19 protein-coding genes are annotated in these 17063 nt (G+C 68.1%); 7 read left to right on the forward strand and 12 right to left on the reverse strand.

The genetic code is table 11. The features are described from left to right. Positions 1-70: 70 nt before the first annotated feature. Positions 71-385, reverse strand: a complete 315-nt coding sequence (locus ACZ6YV_RS19475) for a DMT family transporter (RefSeq protein ID WP_378240466.1) — start codon at positions 383-385, stop codon at positions 71-73. Next, positions 385-1041 carry an FMN-dependent NADH-azoreductase gene (locus ACZ6YV_RS19480; protein WP_465510917.1) on the reverse strand — a complete coding sequence of 219 codons (657 nt, stop codon included), beginning with the start codon at positions 1039-1041 and terminating at the stop codon, positions 385-387. Before ACZ6YV_RS19480 ends, ACZ6YV_RS19475 begins: the two co-directional genes overlap by 1 nt. A gap of 92 nt (positions 1042-1133) precedes the next feature. Between ACZ6YV_RS19480 and ACZ6YV_RS19485 the strand changes: the two genes are divergently transcribed. The 3 genes from ACZ6YV_RS19485 (at position 1134) to ACZ6YV_RS19495 (ending at position 3146) form a co-directional block, all read left to right on the forward strand. Continuing rightward, the gene (locus ACZ6YV_RS19485) at positions 1134-1721 is read left to right on the forward strand and encodes a TetR/AcrR family transcriptional regulator (RefSeq protein WP_465510918.1); all 588 of its coding nucleotides are present in this window, start codon (positions 1134-1136) and stop codon (positions 1719-1721) included. Between the two features lie 93 nt (positions 1722-1814). After that, positions 1815-2078 (forward strand): CGNR zinc finger domain-containing protein, encoded by a 264-nt coding sequence (locus ACZ6YV_RS19490; RefSeq protein WP_465510919.1) that lies wholly within the window; start codon positions 1815-1817, stop codon positions 2076-2078. An 18-nt stretch (positions 2079-2096) separates the two neighbouring features. Further along, entirely contained in the window at positions 2097-3146 is a 1050-nt protein-coding gene (locus ACZ6YV_RS19495) for a DUF2293 domain-containing protein (RefSeq protein ID WP_465510920.1), read from the forward strand. A gap of 26 nt (positions 3147-3172) precedes the next feature. On the opposite strand, the gene ACZ6YV_RS19500 is transcribed toward ACZ6YV_RS19495, so the two are convergent. Further along, on the reverse strand, positions 3173-3709 hold the full coding sequence (locus ACZ6YV_RS19500) for a PIN domain-containing protein (protein ID WP_465510921.1): 537 nt from the start codon (positions 3707-3709) through the stop codon (positions 3173-3175). Continuing rightward, complete coding sequence (locus ACZ6YV_RS19505; RefSeq protein WP_465510922.1) at positions 3706-4779, reverse strand: helix-turn-helix domain-containing protein; 1074 nt, start codon at positions 4777-4779, stop codon at positions 3706-3708. The genes ACZ6YV_RS19500 and ACZ6YV_RS19505 overlap by 4 nt, the downstream gene beginning before the upstream one ends. A gap of 123 nt (positions 4780-4902) precedes the next feature. Here ACZ6YV_RS19505 and ACZ6YV_RS19510 point away from each other — a divergent pair, with 123 nt between their 5' ends. After that, positions 4903-5259 (forward strand): DoxX family protein, encoded by a 357-nt coding sequence (locus tag ACZ6YV_RS19510; RefSeq protein WP_465510923.1) that lies wholly within the window; start codon positions 4903-4905, stop codon positions 5257-5259. On the opposite strand, the gene ACZ6YV_RS19515 is transcribed toward ACZ6YV_RS19510, so the two are convergent. Further along, positions 5247-5909: a hypothetical protein gene (locus tag ACZ6YV_RS19515; RefSeq protein ID WP_465510924.1), complete on the reverse strand. Its 663-nt coding sequence runs from the start codon at positions 5907-5909 to the stop codon at positions 5247-5249. The two genes, ACZ6YV_RS19510 and ACZ6YV_RS19515, sit on opposite strands and share 13 nt — an antisense overlap. Further along, positions 5899-6897: an outer membrane protein assembly factor BamB family protein gene (locus ACZ6YV_RS19520; protein WP_465510925.1), complete on the reverse strand. Its 999-nt coding sequence runs from the start codon at positions 6895-6897 to the stop codon at positions 5899-5901. The genes ACZ6YV_RS19515 and ACZ6YV_RS19520 overlap by 11 nt, the downstream gene beginning before the upstream one ends. 113 nt (positions 6898-7010) lie before the next feature. Between ACZ6YV_RS19520 and ACZ6YV_RS19525 the strand changes: the two genes are divergently transcribed. Beyond that, complete coding sequence (locus ACZ6YV_RS19525) at positions 7011-7469, forward strand: MarR family winged helix-turn-helix transcriptional regulator (RefSeq protein WP_465510926.1); 459 nt, start codon at positions 7011-7013, stop codon at positions 7467-7469. A 308-nt stretch (positions 7470-7777) separates the two neighbouring features. Then, positions 7778-8074: a DUF1330 domain-containing protein gene (locus ACZ6YV_RS19530; protein ID WP_465510927.1), complete on the forward strand. Its 297-nt coding sequence runs from the start codon at positions 7778-7780 to the stop codon at positions 8072-8074. Between the two features lie 109 nt (positions 8075-8183). Here ACZ6YV_RS19530 and ACZ6YV_RS19535 read toward each other — a convergent pair whose 3' ends face one another. From ACZ6YV_RS19535 to ACZ6YV_RS19545, 3 genes are all read right to left on the reverse strand, one after another. Next, complete coding sequence (locus ACZ6YV_RS19535; protein WP_465510928.1) at positions 8184-11000, reverse strand: vitamin B12-dependent ribonucleotide reductase; 2817 nt, start codon at positions 10998-11000, stop codon at positions 8184-8186. A 34-nt stretch (positions 11001-11034) separates the two neighbouring features. Continuing rightward, positions 11035-11523 carry a transcriptional regulator NrdR gene (nrdR, locus tag ACZ6YV_RS19540; RefSeq protein WP_037304189.1) on the reverse strand — a complete coding sequence of 163 codons (489 nt, stop codon included), beginning with the start codon at positions 11521-11523 and terminating at the stop codon, positions 11035-11037. Positions 11524-11824: 301 nt separating this feature from the next. Next, positions 11825-12319 (reverse strand): LysM peptidoglycan-binding domain-containing protein, encoded by a 495-nt coding sequence (locus ACZ6YV_RS19545; protein WP_465510929.1) that lies wholly within the window; start codon positions 12317-12319, stop codon positions 11825-11827. 319 nt (positions 12320-12638) lie between these two features. Between ACZ6YV_RS19545 and lexA the strand changes: the two genes are divergently transcribed. Next, positions 12639-13355 (forward strand): transcriptional repressor LexA, encoded by a 717-nt coding sequence (lexA, locus tag ACZ6YV_RS19550; protein ID WP_378240450.1) that lies wholly within the window; start codon positions 12639-12641, stop codon positions 13353-13355. An 81-nt stretch (positions 13356-13436) separates the two neighbouring features. On the opposite strand, the gene ACZ6YV_RS19555 is transcribed toward lexA, so the two are convergent. From ACZ6YV_RS19555 to ACZ6YV_RS19565, 3 genes are all read right to left on the reverse strand, one after another. Then, positions 13437-14450, reverse strand: coding sequence for a hypothetical protein (locus ACZ6YV_RS19555; RefSeq protein WP_465510930.1), 1014 nt, complete (start codon positions 14448-14450; stop codon positions 13437-13439). Positions 14451-15085: 635 nt separating this feature from the next. Further along, entirely contained in the window at positions 15086-16519 is a 1434-nt protein-coding gene (hflX, locus tag ACZ6YV_RS19560) for a GTPase HflX (RefSeq protein ID WP_465510931.1), read from the reverse strand. 43 nt (positions 16520-16562) lie between these two features. After that, on the reverse strand, positions 16563-17060 hold the full coding sequence (locus tag ACZ6YV_RS19565) for an ArsR/SmtB family transcription factor (RefSeq protein ID WP_465510932.1): 498 nt from the start codon (positions 17058-17060) through the stop codon (positions 16563-16565). Positions 17061-17063 lie beyond the last annotated feature (3 nt).

Consider the following 17063-nt stretch of genomic DNA (forward strand, 5'->3'; position numbering starts at 1 on the left):
CGACACGTGTCATGAAAGGGGCGTTCAGGACATTTTTCGTCCTGAACGCCCCTTTCATGACACTCGGGGCTCATTCCGCCACCCGCGCCAGCACCACCCCGCCCACGATCAGCGCCATAGCGGCGAAGCGGCCGAAGCTGAGCGGGTCCTTGTGGATCACGATGCCGAAGACGATCGCGCCCACCGCGCCGATGCCGGTGAACACGGCGTACGCGGTCCCCACCGGGAGCGAGTCCATCGCCTTCGACAGCAGGTACACCGCCGCGACGCCGAGCACGAAGCACAGCACGGTCGGCCAGAGCCGGGTGAAGTTCTCCGTCGGCTTGATGCTCTGCGACCAGGCGACCTCGACGACTCCGGCCGCCAGCAGGATTCCCCAGCCCATCAGGCTTCCGTTCCGGCCGCGGCCACCTTTTCGGCCGTCAGAAGCGCCTGTTCCCGCGACGCGATCCTGTCGGGATCGCGCGGACTCAGCCGCGGGTCGACGAGGGCGTTCGTGAGTTCGGAATGCAGGAACGTGACGTCTCGAACGTCGTAGTGCCCGGCGAAGAAGTCACGCAGGTAGCGCTCGTGGTGGTCGACAGGCTCCCTGGGTGTGCCCGGCAGGTAGGTGCCGCCACGCGCTCCCGCGACCACGAAAGCCTTGCCCGCCAAGGACATCTTCGGGAACGTCACCTGGTCGATCCACAGTTTGAGCGTCGCGGGGATCGAGAAGTTGTACATCGGCGCCCCGATCAGCACGACGTCGGCGGCGAGCAGTTCGGCCAGCAGCGGCTCGATGACAGCCCAGGCCTCGCGCTGCTCCGGCGTCTTCACCACCGAGGCGTAGCCGGCCGGATCAGTGATTCCCGCGGTGAGGAGGGCGTCGCAGATCTCGGTCCAGGCCTGGCCGATCGGCGGCACCGGAGCGGCCGCCACGTCGCGATAGGTGTAGCCCGCGCCGGGATGTGCGGCACGCCAGACCTCGGCGAAGCGAGCGCTCAGCTCGCGGGAGAACGACGCGCTGCGGGCGCTGGAGTCGAGGTGGAGAAGGTGGCTCATCGGGCCTCCCGGACCAGGAAGTGGACACGGCGTCCACTTGCTTCGCCGGGTACAAGTGGACGACGCGTCCGGATATTCCCTAGGCTGCGGACATGCCGACAGAAGATCTGCTCGCGACCGGTCCCGGACGGGAACGCTCAGACGCCGCCCGTAACCGCGCGAAGATCCTGAAGGCCGCCGAAGAGCTCTTCGCCGCACGTCCGGCCGCGGACGTCACCATGGAAGACATCGCCAAAGCCGCCGGAGTCGGCCGCGCCACGCTGTACCGCCGCTACCCGGACCGCTCGGCGATCGCCGTCGCCCTACTGGACGAGCACGAGCGGGAACTGCAGGAGCGGTTGCTCACCGGCCCTCCCCCGCTGGGCCCGGGCGCGCCACCCGCCGAGCGGCTGGCCGCGTTCTACGCGGCGATGATCGGCTTGCTGGCCCGGCACGCGCATCTCGTCCTCGGCACCGAAGTCGGGCATTCACGGTTCACCACCGGCCCGTACCGGCTGTGGCGCACCCACGTCCGGTTCCTCGCCGAGCAGGCGGACGCGAAGGACCCGGAGGCGCTCGCCGACGTCCTGCTGGCGCCGCTCGCCCCGGAGGTGTTCCTCTACCAGACCGGCGAACTCGGCCTGAGCACCGAACGGATCACGGACGCGTTGAGCGAGCAGGCGCGGCGAGCGCTGTCCTGATCAACCGGCGAGGCCGTCGACGACGACCTTCATCACGGCCTGCCAGTGCTCACGCTGCGCGGCGCGCTCCTCGGGCCCGGCGAGCCGCTCCTGATGGAAGACCACGGTCGTCTTGCCCGGCCCGACCGGACGGAGCCCGACCTGGACCGTGCTTTCGTGGTCGGCGCCGTCGCCCGCGACGCCATCGGCCTCGTCGCGGGCGAACGGTCCGGCCGCGTCCGCGAATGTTCCGCGGACGACTGCTACCTGCTGTTCTTCGACATCTCACGGTCGGGCAACCGCCGCTGGTGCTCGATGGAGCGCTGCGGCAACCGCGCCAAGATCCGGGCCTACCGCGCGCGCACCGAAACCGCCTGATCGCTAGGATTCCCGGCGATGCAAGGTGAAGCGAAACTGGAACAGCGCGTCGTGGAGACGGCGGAAAAGCTGCTGGCCAAACGGAAGTCGGTGACCGCGCTCGACGTCCTGGCCGGGATCGGCTGGCTGCCGGACACGGTCCTCAACGCCTGGCACCAGGGCCGGGTCCCCGTTCTGTCCGAGGCGCTGCCGGTGAACGCGGAGAAGCTGACCTTCACCCTCGGCGCGCTTCAGCGATGGGCGAAGGGAAAAGCCCTCGAAAGCACGGAGATCGAGCACGTCGGGGCCACCCGCGACAGGACTCAGCTGAAGGCCACCTCGGGTGAACTGGCCGCCCTCGACCCCCTGTTCCGGACGCAGTGGATCATGCCGGGGCTGTCCGAGGCCAAACGAGCGCAAGTCGTCGCCCGGCAGAAGAAGGCGCCGGATCTCGTCGTGTCCGTGGCGCTGAAGGACTGGACTTGCGCCGACTGCGGCGGCACCGGCGACCTGCTGTTCCTGGAGAACGAAAAGCCGCACTGCCTCGACTGCGCCGACCTCGGGCACCTCGTTTTCCTGCCCTCGGGCGACACCGCCCTGACCCGCCGCGCGAAGAAGGCGAGCCGGCTTTCCGCCGTGGTCACCCGCTTCAACCGGTCGCGGAAACGCAGCGAGCGGCAAGGGCTTCTGGTCGAAGACGCGGCGTTGCGCAGCGCCGAGGAACAATGCCTCGCCGACGAAGACGTCCGGGAACGACGCCGCGGCCGTGATCGCGTGCGGCGCGCGCAGGAAGACGTCGAGTTCACCGCCCGGTTCTTCACCGCGATCACCGAGATGTTCCCTGGCTGCCCGACGGACCGAGCACGCGCCATCGCCGAACACGCGGGCCTGCGCGGCAGCGGCCGGGTGGGCCGCTCCGCCGCCGGGCAGGAACTGGCCGAACGGGCGGTGTTCCTCGCCGTCGTCGCCTCGATCCGGCACCTGGACACCGATTACGACGACCTGCTCATGGCAGGCGTGGAGCGGCAGGCCGCACGCGACCGCATCCACTCCGCCATCGAAACCGTGCTCGACCGCTGGCGTTCCTGACCACCGTCACGTTCCGGGCGCGAACCTCACAGCAAGCCGTGAGAACGAGCCCACCCGCCGAACTCGGCGCCGGTGCAGGGTAAGCGCATGCCCGTGTCGCGGACCAGGTCGATGAGGTTCCCAGCGGCCACCTCGGTCAGCTTCCCATCCCGGCACGCTCGGGCCAGGAGCCAGACTGTTCCGTGAACCTCCAGGCCATACCGCCTGGCCACTCGGATCGCTGCCTGGTCATCGGTTATCGCGGTACAGCCCTCCAGTTCCGCGACGGCGAAAACGCTGGCCTCGCCCCGATCCCGCTCGCCCGCTCCGATCCTTTCCGCCCACTTCACGAAACATTCGAGTTCACGGATCGTGTCGAGTCGATGCACTTTGATCCATTCGAGCTCCAAGGCATCCTGAAGAGCCGGATGAGCCGCCGATCCAAGACGCAGTTCCTCGATGACCACATAAGTCGTGCGGCATTCATCGGAGACGAGCAGATCCCGAAGCACCTCCAGCCGGTCCGCGCGCGCGAAGTGATTCAGGCACATCGCGTCGAGAACCAAAGGACGATGAACGGTCACGAGCCGGCGCCCGTCTCGACTCCCGGCAGGTCCTCGATCTCGATCTCCCCGTGCATGAGCTCAACGGCTCTCGCGGGCGTGACGAAGTCCTGACGCAGGGCCTCCATCACCGCGTGGGCGTAGCCGGGAGGAACCCGTACCCCTTCGAGATCGGGCTGTGGAACCCACCCGACGGCGTCTCTGAGCTCCGCTCTCGTCGGCGCGGCGGAGAACCATCTCGCCAGGCGATCCCCATCGAGCAGACCGGCGTGTCCCGCCTGTCGCACCGTTAGTGACCACGAAGTACGGAAGACCGCCGACAGCTTGATCAGTTCGCTACGCAGGCCGCTCTTCGCCACCTGTTCCAGCACACTGGACGGAAGCAGGAATTCCGCCGCGAACGCGTCGATGGCGCGCTCCCTGTCCTCACGAGAAGTCGATACGCCGAGATCGGTCGAGTACTCGTCCCCCAGCACCAGATGCCCCAACTCGTGGGCGGCTGTCGCGCGGCGCCTGCCCGGATCGGCCGATCTGCTGACGACGGACACGCCGAAGTCCCCGTCGATCAGCGAGGCCCCGTCCCCAGGGAGGTCGGCCACCAAGACGTACTGCCCCGCCCGTTCACACTCCGCCACCAGCGTCCGGATCGGTTCTTGCCCCAACCCATGCCGGCTTCTCAGCCACAAGGCAGCCTCGCGCGCTCCTTGCGGATCTGTGACAGCGCGGTCGTACACAGCCGCTTTACCCGGCCTGAGGAGGTCAAGCGCGACCACTTGCCGGACATCGTCCAGCCAGGCCGTCAGCTTGGCCTCCAACCGGTACGAATCTCTGGAGAGGGCGCTGTCCGTGTCATCGACCAGGCTGGTCCGCCGCGACAGGACCGGCGGCTGCTCGCGGAGGAAGTGCCCCATGGGCACCTGCAGCACGGCAGCCAGCTTCGCCAGCTCAAGCGCGTCGATCTGCCGACCACCGGACTCGATCTTGGCGATCTTCGTGCGCTCCAAACCGACAGCGCTCGCCAAACCGGCTTGCGACAGGCCAGCCGCCAGTCGGCTCTCTCGGACGCGCTCGCCCACTTCAGCCCATTCCACCGGACCAGTGTGGTGCGATTTTCGCACATTCGTCAAGTCGGGAGCCCATCACCTGCGAACAAGCTCGACCGCCGGCGTTCCTGACCACTGTCACGTTCCGGGCGCCGGTCTCGTCCGGAGAGCATGTCTTCCGCCTATCTGACCGTGGCTATCGTGACGATCGTGATCAACGCCGGGATCGCCGCCGCCGACCTCGCGCGTGTCCCGTTCGTCCTCAAGAATTCCGCCGAAGTCGACGTGCCCCCGTCCTGGATCCCGCCGCTGGCCTCGCTGAAGGCAGCGGGCGCGGCCGGTCTGCTGCTTGGCCTGCTCGGGGTGCCGTTCGTCGGGACCGCGGCGGCCGTCGGGCTCGTGCTGTTCTACGTCGGCGCCGTCGCCACCCATGTGCGCGCCCGCGTCCTCTACAACATCGCCTTCCCCGCCGGTTTCCTCGCGCTGGCAGTGGCGACCTTCGCCCTCGATCTCACTCAGGCCAGGTAGGGACCGAAGTGCTCGGCGACGACGTCCGCGACCGCTTCGGCGTCGCATGAGCCGTCGATCTCCAGCACCCGGATACCGAGACCGTTCGCGGTACGGACGGCGTCCTCGGCGACAAGCCGGTCTCGCTCGATCCGGTTGTGCTGCGCCCGCTCGGGATCGCTGACCCGGTGCACCACCGCAGCGGCGCGAGGCAGGACTCTGAGCTGATGCTCACGGAAGTCGTCGGTGGGCACCATGACGATCATTCGCCGCGGCGAATCCAGGAGCGGCGCGACGAGTTCCGGGCGCAGTCCCCAGCCCTCGGCGAGGATCGGCCGCCCGGAGACCAGCGCGCGCAGATCGTCCAGAGCCCACTCGAACCGCGCCGGGAATCCGGCGATCGTGTCGGCCGCCATCCGTTCGGGCGTGGTGTCCACCCAGACGGAGTCCGGGTCGGGATCCGTGGCGGGCAAACCGTTGCGGACCCGGTGGACCACGCGGCGATCCTGGTGGGCACGCGCGTCGTGGAAGTCGTAGTGGTAGACGGTGAGGCCGAGGCGGTACGCCAGCAGCCGGGAGACGGTGGACTTCCCCGCCCACTGGCCACCGCAGATCCACAATGCTCGCCCGAGTGTGCCGAACGGATCGGCGATTCCGCCGTCAAGGGTCATCGAGGCCTCCAGTCCCGACAGCGAGCAAAGACCCCTTCGTGAGCAGGGCCAGCCTCGACGGTGTCTGACCGCGAAGGCACCTGATTCGCTGGGTGATCCGGACACGCTCGCGGACCGCGCCGTCCTGCTCGATCCGGATCAGAAGCCCGCCCTCGTCGGCGATCACGAACCCGCCGTCGACGGACGCGACCGAGGGCACGAATCGCCGGTCGAGGTCGATCCTCCAGCGCGCTGTCCCGTCCGACGCGTCGACCACCGCGCAGCCACCCCGCCGCTCGGCCAGCCACAGCAGGCCACCGCGTCGTTCCACCGCGCGGGGGAAAAGATCGTGCTCGGCGTGGACCAGTGTCTCGGCTTTCCTTTCGGACAGCCGGATGCGGACGACCGAGCGATCGCCGCACCGCACCAGGAAGCCGCCCTCGTCGTCCGGGACGAAGGCGGGCCCGCTGTCGGGTCCGACGAGTGGCCTCGGCAAGGACCAGGTGGCCAACTCACGGCCGTCGTCCCGGTCGATCAAGCACACGGAATCGCCGCCCGGCTCGCCGATCAGGAACCCGTCAGCGGTGGCGGCCGGAAGCGCCGTGCCGCGGCGATCCTTCGCTCGCCAACGCATATCACCGGTGCGGAGGTCCACAGCGGACAGTGGCGTGTAGCCGCGCCAGCCGCCCACGAGGACAACGTCTCCGTGCACCACGACATGCCCTGCGAACGAGCCCGGCTCGACCTGCCAGACGTCCTCCCCGGTTTCGACGTCCAGGCAGCGCAATCGGCTGACGTTCTGGGGGATCATCAGGCAGTACTGCCCTGCGATCACGACGTCTCGCGGCCACGTCCCGACCGGGACGTCCCAGCGCACCGAACCATCGGCGGGCTCGAGACCGACCACTCTCGTGCTCCGCTCATGCACGACCAGATGCCGCGCGGTGACCGCCATCGCAGACGGCGAACCGGCTTGATGCAGCGGCCGTTCCCAGCGGACGTCGAACACGAGATCAGTTCAGCAGCCGACCGGCCACCACGCAACAGAGTTCGCCGAAGCAGGCGTCCGGATACTGACGTGGAGTACATAAACTATGAATATAAATCTGCTATGCTTCGAACATGAGCCGTCGCGACACCGCTCCTGGCGCGTCCGCCGCCATCGGCGCGGCCCTCTACGGCCTGGCCACCAGGGCCGCGAGACGCCTGCCCCGGGACATGAGCCTGACGTCCGCCGCCACCCTGGCCACCCTGGACCGGACCGGCCCGCGGCGCATCACCGATCTGGCCGCGGTCGAGGGCGTCACCCAGCCCGCGATGACCACCCTGGTCCGGGTGATGGAGGAGTCCGGCCTGGTCGAGCGGCGAGGCGACACGTCCGACAAGCGGGTCACGCTGGTGTGCCTGACCGAGGCCGGCGCCTCCTACGTCCGGACGCGGCGCCAGGCGGGCGTCCACGCGTTCGAGCGGTTGATCGGCGAGCTGACCGGCGACGAGGTCGAGGCGTTGGTGGCGGCCCTTCCGGCGCTGAAGCATCTGGCAGAGCTCGAAAGCCAGGACCGCGAAGGGCCGAAGCGGTGACCGGTCGGCGGGTCGCGGTGAGGGCGTTCCCGGTGGCGCGTTTGCTGGTCCCCGCCTTGATGTTCATCGCTCTGGTCGTGGCGCAGCGTCGGGTACACCCCTGGGCAGCGCCATCGGCGGCCTGATCCTCGCCGCGGGCACCGGCCCCGGCACCCTTTTCCCCGACGACAGCGCCTACACCACCGCGGCGCTGGTCGGCATCGGCGCCCATGGCGATCACGACGCTGGCAGGCCTCGCTCTCGCCCGCCGACGCTCGTCCGAGACCACCCCGTAAGTCAGATGCACTCGTCGCAACACTGGAGGTTCCATGCCCAAGGGCTACTGGGTCAGCGTCTACCCCACCATCACAGACCCTGAGGGGCTTGATGTCTACAACGAACTGGCCGGTCTGGCCGTCAAGGCCGCGGGCGGGCGGGTGTTCGCCCGCGGTGGCAGCCGGGTCGTCGCACACGAAGCCGGAATCGCCGAGCGCGTCGTCCTGATCGAGTTCGACAGCTTCGAACAGGCGACCGCCGCATACGAGAGTGCGGCCTACCAGAAGGCGCTGGCCGCGCTCCCCGACGGTTTCGAGCGCGACTTCCGCATCGTTGAGGGAATCGGCTGACCGAGGTCCAGCCGGACCTTCGCTGAAGGACCCTGTCAGGAGCCCGCCTCGACGGCGGGCTCCCCTTCCAGGCCGCACATCATCCGGCTATGCGGAAGATGTCCGATCGTCAGCTGCAGCCGGAGGTCGCTCCGCACCCTTCGCAGGCGTAGCACGAACCGGCGGGCCGCATCTTGGTGCCGCAGGTCATGCAGAGCGGCGCGTCGGAGGCGGTGCCGAGGTTCAGTTCCACCAGCTCCGCCGTCGAATGCGCCACCTTGGCGGGAGCCGCGGCCGACGAGTCCACAGTGGACCGAAGGGCGTCGATGTCGACGTTCTCCGGTTCCGTGGCGGGAGTGGCGCCGTAGCTCGCCTCGACCTGTGCCGAGCGCTCGTCGGCGGTGAAGATGCCGAGCTGCGAGCGCTTCTCGTACGGCAGGTAGTCCAGCGCCAGCCTGCGGAACAGGTAGTCCATGACGCTGGTGGCGATCCGGATGTCCGGGTCGTCGGTCATGCCGGCGGGCTCGAAGCGCAGGTTGGAGAACTTCGAAACGTAGAACTCCAGCGGGATCCCGTGCTGCAGGCCGACCGAGATCGACATCGAGAACGCGTCCATCACGCCCGAGAGGGTCGAACCCTGCTTGCCGAGCTTCACGAAGATCTCGCCGAGCCCGTCGTCCGGATAGGAACCGGCGTGCAGGTACCCCTCGGCGCCGCCGACGGTGAACGACACCGTCTGGCTCGGACGCTTCTTCGGGAGGCGCTTGCGGACCGGCCGGTACTCGACGACCTTTTCGGCCTCGGGCTCGGCCTTCTCCTTCTTGCCGCTGGACAGCGGCTGGCCGACCTTGCAGTTGTCGCGGTAGATCGCGAGCGCCTTGAGGCCGTACTTCCAGCCCTGGAAGTAGATCTCCTCGACCTCTTCGACGGTCGCCGACTCCGGCATGTTGACCGTCTTGGAGATCGCGCCGGACAGGAACGGCTGCACCGCGGCCATCATCCGGACGTGCCCCATCGGCGCGATGGACCGCTCCCCTACCGCGCAGTCGAACACCTCATAGTGCTCCTGGCGCAGACTCGGGGCGTCGACGACGTGACCGTGCTGGGCGATGTACTCGACGATCGCTTCGACCTGCTCGGCCTGGTAGCCGAGCGCGGCCAGGGCGCGCGGGATGGTCTGGTTGACGATCTGCATCGAACCGCCGCCGACCAGCTTCTTGAACTTGACCAGCGAGAAGTCCGGCTCGATGCCGGTCGTGTCGCAGTCCATCATGAACCCGATGGTGCCGGTGGGGGCGAGCACCGAGGCCTGCGCGTTGCGCCAGCCGCCGGCCTCGCCCAGTTCGATGCCGCGCTTCCACTCCTGGGTCGCGAGCGCGCGGACCTCGGCGTCGTTGGCGTGGTGGGTCCGCACCAGCTCGTTGGCGGCGGCGTGCTTGCGCATGACCCGCTGGTGCGCCTCGGCGTTGCGCGCGTAGCCCTCGTACGGCCCGACGACCGCGGCGAGTTCGGCCGAGCGCCGGTACGAGACGCCTGTCATCAGTGACGTGATCGCGGCGGCGAGCGCGCGGCCGCCGTCGGAGTCGTAGGCGTGCCCGAGCGCCATCAGCAGCGCGCCGAGGTTCGCGTAGCCGATGCCCAGCTGGCGGAACTTGCGGGTGGTGTCGCCGATCGCCTCGGTCGGGAAGTCGGCGAAGCAGATCGAGATGTCCATCGCGGTGATGACCAGCTCGACGGCCTTCGCGAACAGCGGCGCGTCGAAACCGCCGTCTTCGGTGGCGAATTTGAGCAGGTTCAGCGAGGCCAGGTTGCAGCTGGAGTTGTCCAGGTGCATGTACTCGGAACACGGGTTGGACGCGGTGATCCGGCCCGATTCGGGGCAGGTGTGCCAGTCGTTGATCGTGTCGTCGTACTGCAGACCCGGATCCGCGCATTCCCAGGCGGCCTGCGAGATGGTGCGGAACAGCTTCTTGGCGTCGATCCGGTCGAGGACCTCGCCGGTCATCCGGGACCGCAGGCCGAAGTCGCCCTGGGACTCGACGGCCTTCATGAACTCGTCGGAGACGCGGACCGAGTTGTTCGCGTTCTGGTACTGGACGGAGGCGATATCCGAACCGGACAGGTCCATGTCGAACCCGGCGTCGCGGAGGACCTTGATCTTCTCCTCTTCGCGGGCCTTGGTCTGCACGAACTCTTCGACGTCCGGGTGGTCGACATCGAGCACGACCATCTTCGCCGCGCGCCGGGTGGCGCCGCCGGACTTGATGGTGCCCGCGGAGGCGTCGGCGCCGCGCATGAAGGAGACCGGCCCGGACGCGGTGCCGCCGGAGGACAGCAGCTCACGCGAGGAACGGATGCGGGAGAGATTCAAGCCGGCACCGGAGCCGCCCTTGAAGATCAGGCCTTCCTCGCGGTACCAGTTGAGGATCGACTCCATGGTGTCGTCCACCGAAAGGATAAAACACGCCGAGACCTGCTGCTTCGACGTCGTGCCGACGTTGAACCACACCGGGGAGTTGAAGCTGAACACCTGGTGCAGCAGCATCCACGTCAGCTCGTGCTCGAAGACCTCGGCGTCGGCGGGGCTCGCGAAGTAGCGGTGTTCGCGGCCCGCGTTGACGTAGGAGTGGACGACGCGGTCGATCAGCTGCTTGAGGCTCTGCTCGCGCTGGGGTGAGCCGACGGCGCCGCGGAAGTACTTGCTGGTGACGATGTTCGTCGCGTTGACCGACCAGTAGTCGGGGAACTCGACGCCGCGCTGCTCGAAATTGACCGTGCCGTCGCGCCAGTTCGTCATCACGACGTCCCGGTTCTCCCAGGTGACCTGGTCGTACGGGTGGACGCCCTCGGTGGTGAAGACGCGCCGCACGGTGAGCCCACCGGCCTGCTTCTTCTTCCCACTCGTCCGCGTTGTGGCCGGGTTGCCTGTTCCCACGGTCTCGGTCATGGGTCTTTCCCTCACTCCCACGCGGGAGGCGGCATCAGCCGTCTTTCGCGTCTTGATCGCTCTCGTCCGGTGCGGCAGCCATGGCCTCACGAAGGTCCGAGATCTCCTTCTCGAAGTCCTCGACCGAGGAGAAGGAGCGGTAGACACTGGCGAACCGGAGATAGGCGACGCCGTCGAGTTCGCGCAGGGGGCCCAGGATCGCCAGGCCGACCTCGTGACTCGGGATCTCCGCCAGCCCCGCCGACCGGATCGACTCCTCGACCCGCTGCGCGAGCTGCTGCAGCGCGTCGTCGTCGACCGGCCTGCCCTGACAGGCGCGGCGCACCCCCCGGACCACCTTGTCCCGGCTGAACTGCTCGGTGACTCCGGACCGTTTGACGACGGCGAGCACCATCGTCTCCGAAGTGGTGAAGCGCCGGCCGCAAGCGGCGCACGAGCGCCTCCGCCGGATCGCTTGACCCTCATCCACCTCTCGGGAGTCGACGACCCGAGAGTCCGCATGCCGGCAGAACGGGCACCTCATCCGCCGATCACCTTCCCCTCCGCGCCGGCCGGTCCCGAGTGGACGCCCGCTCCCGTCGCCACGCAACGACGGAAAAGATCGACCTGTGGATCGATCTGTGGACATCCGGTGGGTGAACACCGGTCAGCTGTGGACAACTGGTACCGAGTCTACCCCAAGCTATGGACCAACTACAGCCATGTAACTACTACATATAGCGGTGGAGACTAGATCGCAGGTCGGACGCACGCAAGCGCAACGGCCGGGTCGATCAGACACGAAAGGGGAGCTCACCCACGGCGGGTGAGAGCGGCCTTCAGGATCACCTCCCGCCCTCCGCGACACCTGCCGCGACCGGGACCGTGAGCGGCAGTCCGGGCACGAGAACGGTGTCTTCCAGGGAATTGAGTTCCTTGATCTTGTCGACGACCGCGCCGGTGTCACTGCCTGGCGCGAATCGTGCCGCGAGATCCGCGAGCGTCTCCCCCTTGGAAACGGACACCGTCGTGGTCTGCTGGGGCACCGCGGCGCCCGGAACACCGGCCAGGATCAGACCCAATCCGGTGACGAACCCGGCGACGAGCAAGGCCATCCCGACGAGCGAAGGCCACCGGAGCGGGAGCCGCCGGGGCGCCGGGCACGCCGGGGAGGAAGTGGCCACGCCGGGACGACGGCCCGCCACGACCCGCGCCCTCGTCGGCGGGCGCAAGGGTTCGGCGCGCCTGCCTCGCACCACCCGCACGGGCCTGGTGAGCCCTGCCGGAACGGACCCGGGGGAACTGGGCCGCGCCAGTCCCCGATCGGCCAGAATCGACATCGGAACCTCCTCGCAAGTCCTTGCCGCACTCGGCGCCGGGCCCGAACCCGGCGGCCAAGATCGAACACGCGTTCTATCGAACGCCCGTGCGAATGTGTACCACCTTCCACCGACAAAAATCGAGCGACACGGCGTGTCCATCGAACAGATGTTTGAAATCATCGTCCCGGCGGGCTAACGTCGTTGACCAGGGCGTCTGCTGCGCGGACGCCGCCGGTGCCGTGGGCGGGAAGATCGTCCGCCACCGGCGAAGACACGCGAAGTCGGTCCGGGGAACCGGACGTACTGGGAGGCGACGCAGAGATGAAGGAGCGAGACAGTGGCTAAGGAGAGCAAGGCGGGGAAAGCGCCTAGGGGCTCGGGTAAGGTGCGCGCCTTGCCCGAGGTCTACGAGGTGGACGAGACCCTGACCGTGCGGCAGCAGCAGGTTCTCGACGTGATCAAACTGTGGGTGAGCCGCTTCGGCTACCCGCCGAGTGTGCGTGAGATCGGCGAGGCGGTCGGGCTGACCTCGACCTCGTCGGTGTCGCACCAGTTGCAGGCCCTGCAGCGCAAGGGTTATCTGCGACGCGACCCGAACCGCCCGCGTGCGGTGGGGGTGCTCGCCACGACGGACGACAACCCGATGGGCATCGACGTCGAGCAGCCGCAGTCGGCCGCGAAGGCCGCGTACGTGCCGCTTGTCGGCCGGATCGCCGCCGGTGGACCGGTGCTTGCGGAGCAAGCGATCGAAGACGTCTTCCCGCTGCCGCGAGAGATCGTCGGTGAGGGTGAGCTCTTCCTGCTCAGCGTCACCGGTGACTCGATGATCAACGCCGCCATCACCGATGGCGACTGGGTCGTCGTGCGCCAGCAGCCCACGGCCGACCCCGGCGAGATCGTGGCGGCGATGATCGACGGCGAAGCGACGGTCAAGACGTTCAAGCGCAAGGACGGCCACATCTGGCTGATGCCGCACAACGACGCGTACGAGCCCATCCCGGGTGACGACGCCACGATCCTCGGCAAGGTCGTCGCCGTTCTGCGCCGGCTGTAGCCGAGAGCCGCCGTAGTCCAAACCGGAGTGCGCCGGGATCCCGGGCCGTTCGAGGCCCGGGTCAGGCTCGGCAAGCTTCGGTCAGGCGCGGCGTTTGCGGAGCCTTCCGACGAGGAGCAAGCCGCCGATCACGACGATCGCGGCGATACCGACCTGCACGTACGGGAAGTCGGATCCCTGGCCCGTGCCACCGGCCGCGGACGTCCCTCCCGACGTGCTGCCCTCGGATTTGGCCGCGTCGACGGCAAGTGCCGCCGCGCCCTTCACCGCGCGGATCTGCTCTCCGACGCCCTCCCCACCGGACAGCAGGGTCCCGTCCGGATCGAAGGCGATCGCCTCCCCTTGTTTCTCGTTCGGCAGGGGCACCCGCACGGGTTCGCGCTGCAGCGCGCTCTTCAGGTCCCCGTCGGTGACGGCGTAGAGGTAGGCGTCGGTGTAGGTCCGCAACGCGACCACCGAACCGTCGGCCATCGACGCCGCCCCGGTCACGGTCATCGATCCGATCGACCCGACCGGCCCTCCCGGTGTCGAGGTCTCCTTGATCTGCAAGGACCCGACGCTTTCCAGCGGGGTCGGACCAGGGCTGGCGAGCGGCCCTGTCGGCCGGTACACCTTCGCGTCGCCGAACACGTCCTTGGTGACCAGGTACGGCGTGCCCGAACGATCCATGATCAGCGCCTCGACGTCGTGCTGCCCGTCGGGATAAGTGAGCCGGTGGATCTTCGCCTCGCCCTGCGGGGTCAGCGAGATCAGCGCGACCGTGTCCCGCCGCTTGCGGTTGTCGCCGGTGTCGGAAAGCCAGAAGGTGCCGTCCGCGGTGCGGGCGAGGTCTTCGGGGTCGTACGGATCCGTCGAGGACGAAATGACCTTCTGGACCTTGCAGTCGCGGCCGAGCACGAAGACCTGTGTCTTGGTGCCGCCGTCGTTGAGCGCGTACAGATGGTCGCCGTCGGAAACCAGGCCGGAAAGCTCACTGAGCCGGGAGTCGCTGTTCTTGCACACCGGCTGCGGGGCCGGGACTTCCTGTGCCACGGCGGGAGCCGTCCCGCCGAGGAACGCCACCAGCACGACCGCAGTCGCGATAAGCCCCCGCACATCCACCTCCGTACCGTGGAACCCCTGAAGCCCACACTACGGAGACGTCCGGGACGGCGCGCAGTTCGGTGCGAACGCCGAGATGGCGCGGAATGTCGCGTAGGCCACTTTCAGCGGATAGCGGCTCGTGAGTGGTAAGGACGGTTCTAGTGGCGAGTAGGGCAAAGGTGTCGGGTCGACGTGTCCGGCGAGGGCGCGAGGTGTCACTCAGGGTGAGGAGTGTGTGGAAATAGGGACGCTCAACGTCCCTATTTCCACACACCCCCCTGTCCGACTGTCGTGACCGGTCCGATCACGACAGGACTGTGTGGATTTCTGGTCATCCAACGCACCAAAATCCACACAGTCGACGCCAACGACCCGGCGTCGCACAGAGTCACCCGACACCGCCCACAAACACGCCAGGTTTGCCTTACCCCCTCAAATAAACCTCGACGACCCATGGGCGCGCCCAGTCGGAAGCCTGCGTACGCGTGAGCGCACCGGTGGCGAGGTCGTCCAGCACCCTTCGCACCTCAGCGCGCGTCGGGACGGGCACGAATTCACCCACGAGCGCCTCCATCGTCGTCCCCGCAGAAACGTGAAGGCCCCCTTCCCCGCGTCCAGCGCGGGGAAGGGGGCCTTCACGTACTTGCTTACAGAGCCGAGCCGTCCGTCTGGAACTCGCTCAGCGCCGCGGCCAGCTCGGGCCTGCCCCGGACGAGCAGGCGCGTGCCGGTCTCGACGTGCTCCTCTTCCAGGACCTCGCCATCGCCGTGGGCGCGGGAGACGAGTTCGCCCCGCGAGTACGGGATCAGCACCTCGACCACGACTTCCGGCCTCGGCAGCCGCTCCGCGATCACTTCGGCCAGCTCCGTGATACCGGTGCCGGCGCGCGCCGACACCTGCACCGAACCGGCCATCTGGTGCCGCAACCGGGCCAGCGACACCTCGTCGGCGGCGTCGGCCTTGTTGATCACCAGCAGCTCCGGCGGGAGCGGCTCGGAGCGGCGCTTCGTGATCTCGGCGAGCACTTCGCGGACCGCGTTGACCTGCTCTTCCGGCGTCGGGTCGGAACCGTCGACGACGTGCACGAGCAGGTCGGCGCTCGCCGCCTCCTCCAGCGTCGAACGGAACGCGTCCACCAGCTGGTGCGGCAGGTGCCGGACGAAACCGACGGTGTCGGTCAGCGTGTAGGTGCGGCCGTCGGGTGTCTGCGCCCGCCGGGTCGTCGGATCCAGCGTGGCGAACAGCGCGTCCTCGACCAGCACCCCGGCGCCGGTCAGCGCGTTGAGCAGGCTCGATTTGCCGGCGTTGGTGTAGCCGACGATCGCGACGCTCGGCACCTCGTTGGCCACCCGGCGACCACGCTTGGTCTCGCGGATGGTGTCCATCGCGGCGATCTCGCGGCGCAGCTTCGACACGCGCTTGTTGATCCGCCGCCGGTCGGTTTCGAGCTTCGTCTCACCGGGACCACGCAGGCCCACACCACCGTTGGCACCGCCGGCCCGGCCACCGCCCTGCCGGGACAGCGCCGCACCCCACCCGCGAAGCCGCGGGATCAGGTACTGCAGCTGGGCCAGCTCGACCTGCGCCTTGCCCTCCTTGGAGCTGGCGTGCTGCGCGAAGATGTCGAGGATCAGAGCGGTGCGGTCGATGACCTTCACCTTGACCTTCTCCTCCAGCTGGCGCAGCTGGCCGGGCGAGAGCTCACCGTCGCAGATCACCGTGTCGGCCCCGGTGGCCGCCACGATCTCGCGCAGTTCCTTGACCTTGCCCGAGCCGATGTAGGTGGCGGGATCCGGGCGGATCCGCCGCTGCACCAGGCCTTCCAGCACCTCGGAGCCCGCCGTTTCGGCGAGCCGGGCGAGTTCGGCGAGCGAGGCCTCGGACTGGAGGGCGCTGCCCTCGGTCCACACACCGACCAGAACGACGCGCTCCAGGCGCAGCTGCCGGTATTCGACCTCGGTGACATCCGCGAGTTCGGTGGACAGGCCCGCTACCCGGCGGAGCGAGGCGCGGTCCTCGAGCTCCAGTTCGCCGGTCGAAGGGTCCTTGTCGTTCAGATCGTTGTGTGTCAGTTCCGTCATCGTGCCTCCATGGTCCCACGTTTCGGCGGCGGGACCGAATTCATTACCTGCTGGGATACTTCGACAGGTAGATGGCCGTGCGTTTCGCGTCCGGGTCGACCGGCCGGTTGATGAAATCGTCGAGCAACTCCATCAACCGGGTTTCGAACTCGGTGATCTGCTCGTCCGGTACCTGGACGACCATGCGAGTCTGCTGCACCTCGTCGAATCCCACGTCGGCGATTTCGGCCAGGTAGGCCTCGAAGATCGCCTGATCGATACCCCTGTCCTGGGAATCAAGATGCCACGACAACCCGGTCGAGCGATACGGAATTTCTTTCGCACCGCGTGTACCGCGTCGTGGCGGGAGCGCTTCGAGGAACCCTGTGTCGACGAGCTTCCGCACGTGGTGCAACGTCGTCGCCGGGTCGCGATCGAGTCGTCCGGCGAGTTCCTTGTTGGTCAGCGCCTCGGAGTAGGTCAACCGGATGATGCGCAGCCTTATTCCGGAGGCCATGGCGGCGATCTCGGCCTCGGTGGCGGCGCGTCGTGGAGTAGGCACCGC

The sequence above is a fragment of the Amycolatopsis sp. NPDC102522 genome, from assembly GCF_055584485.1.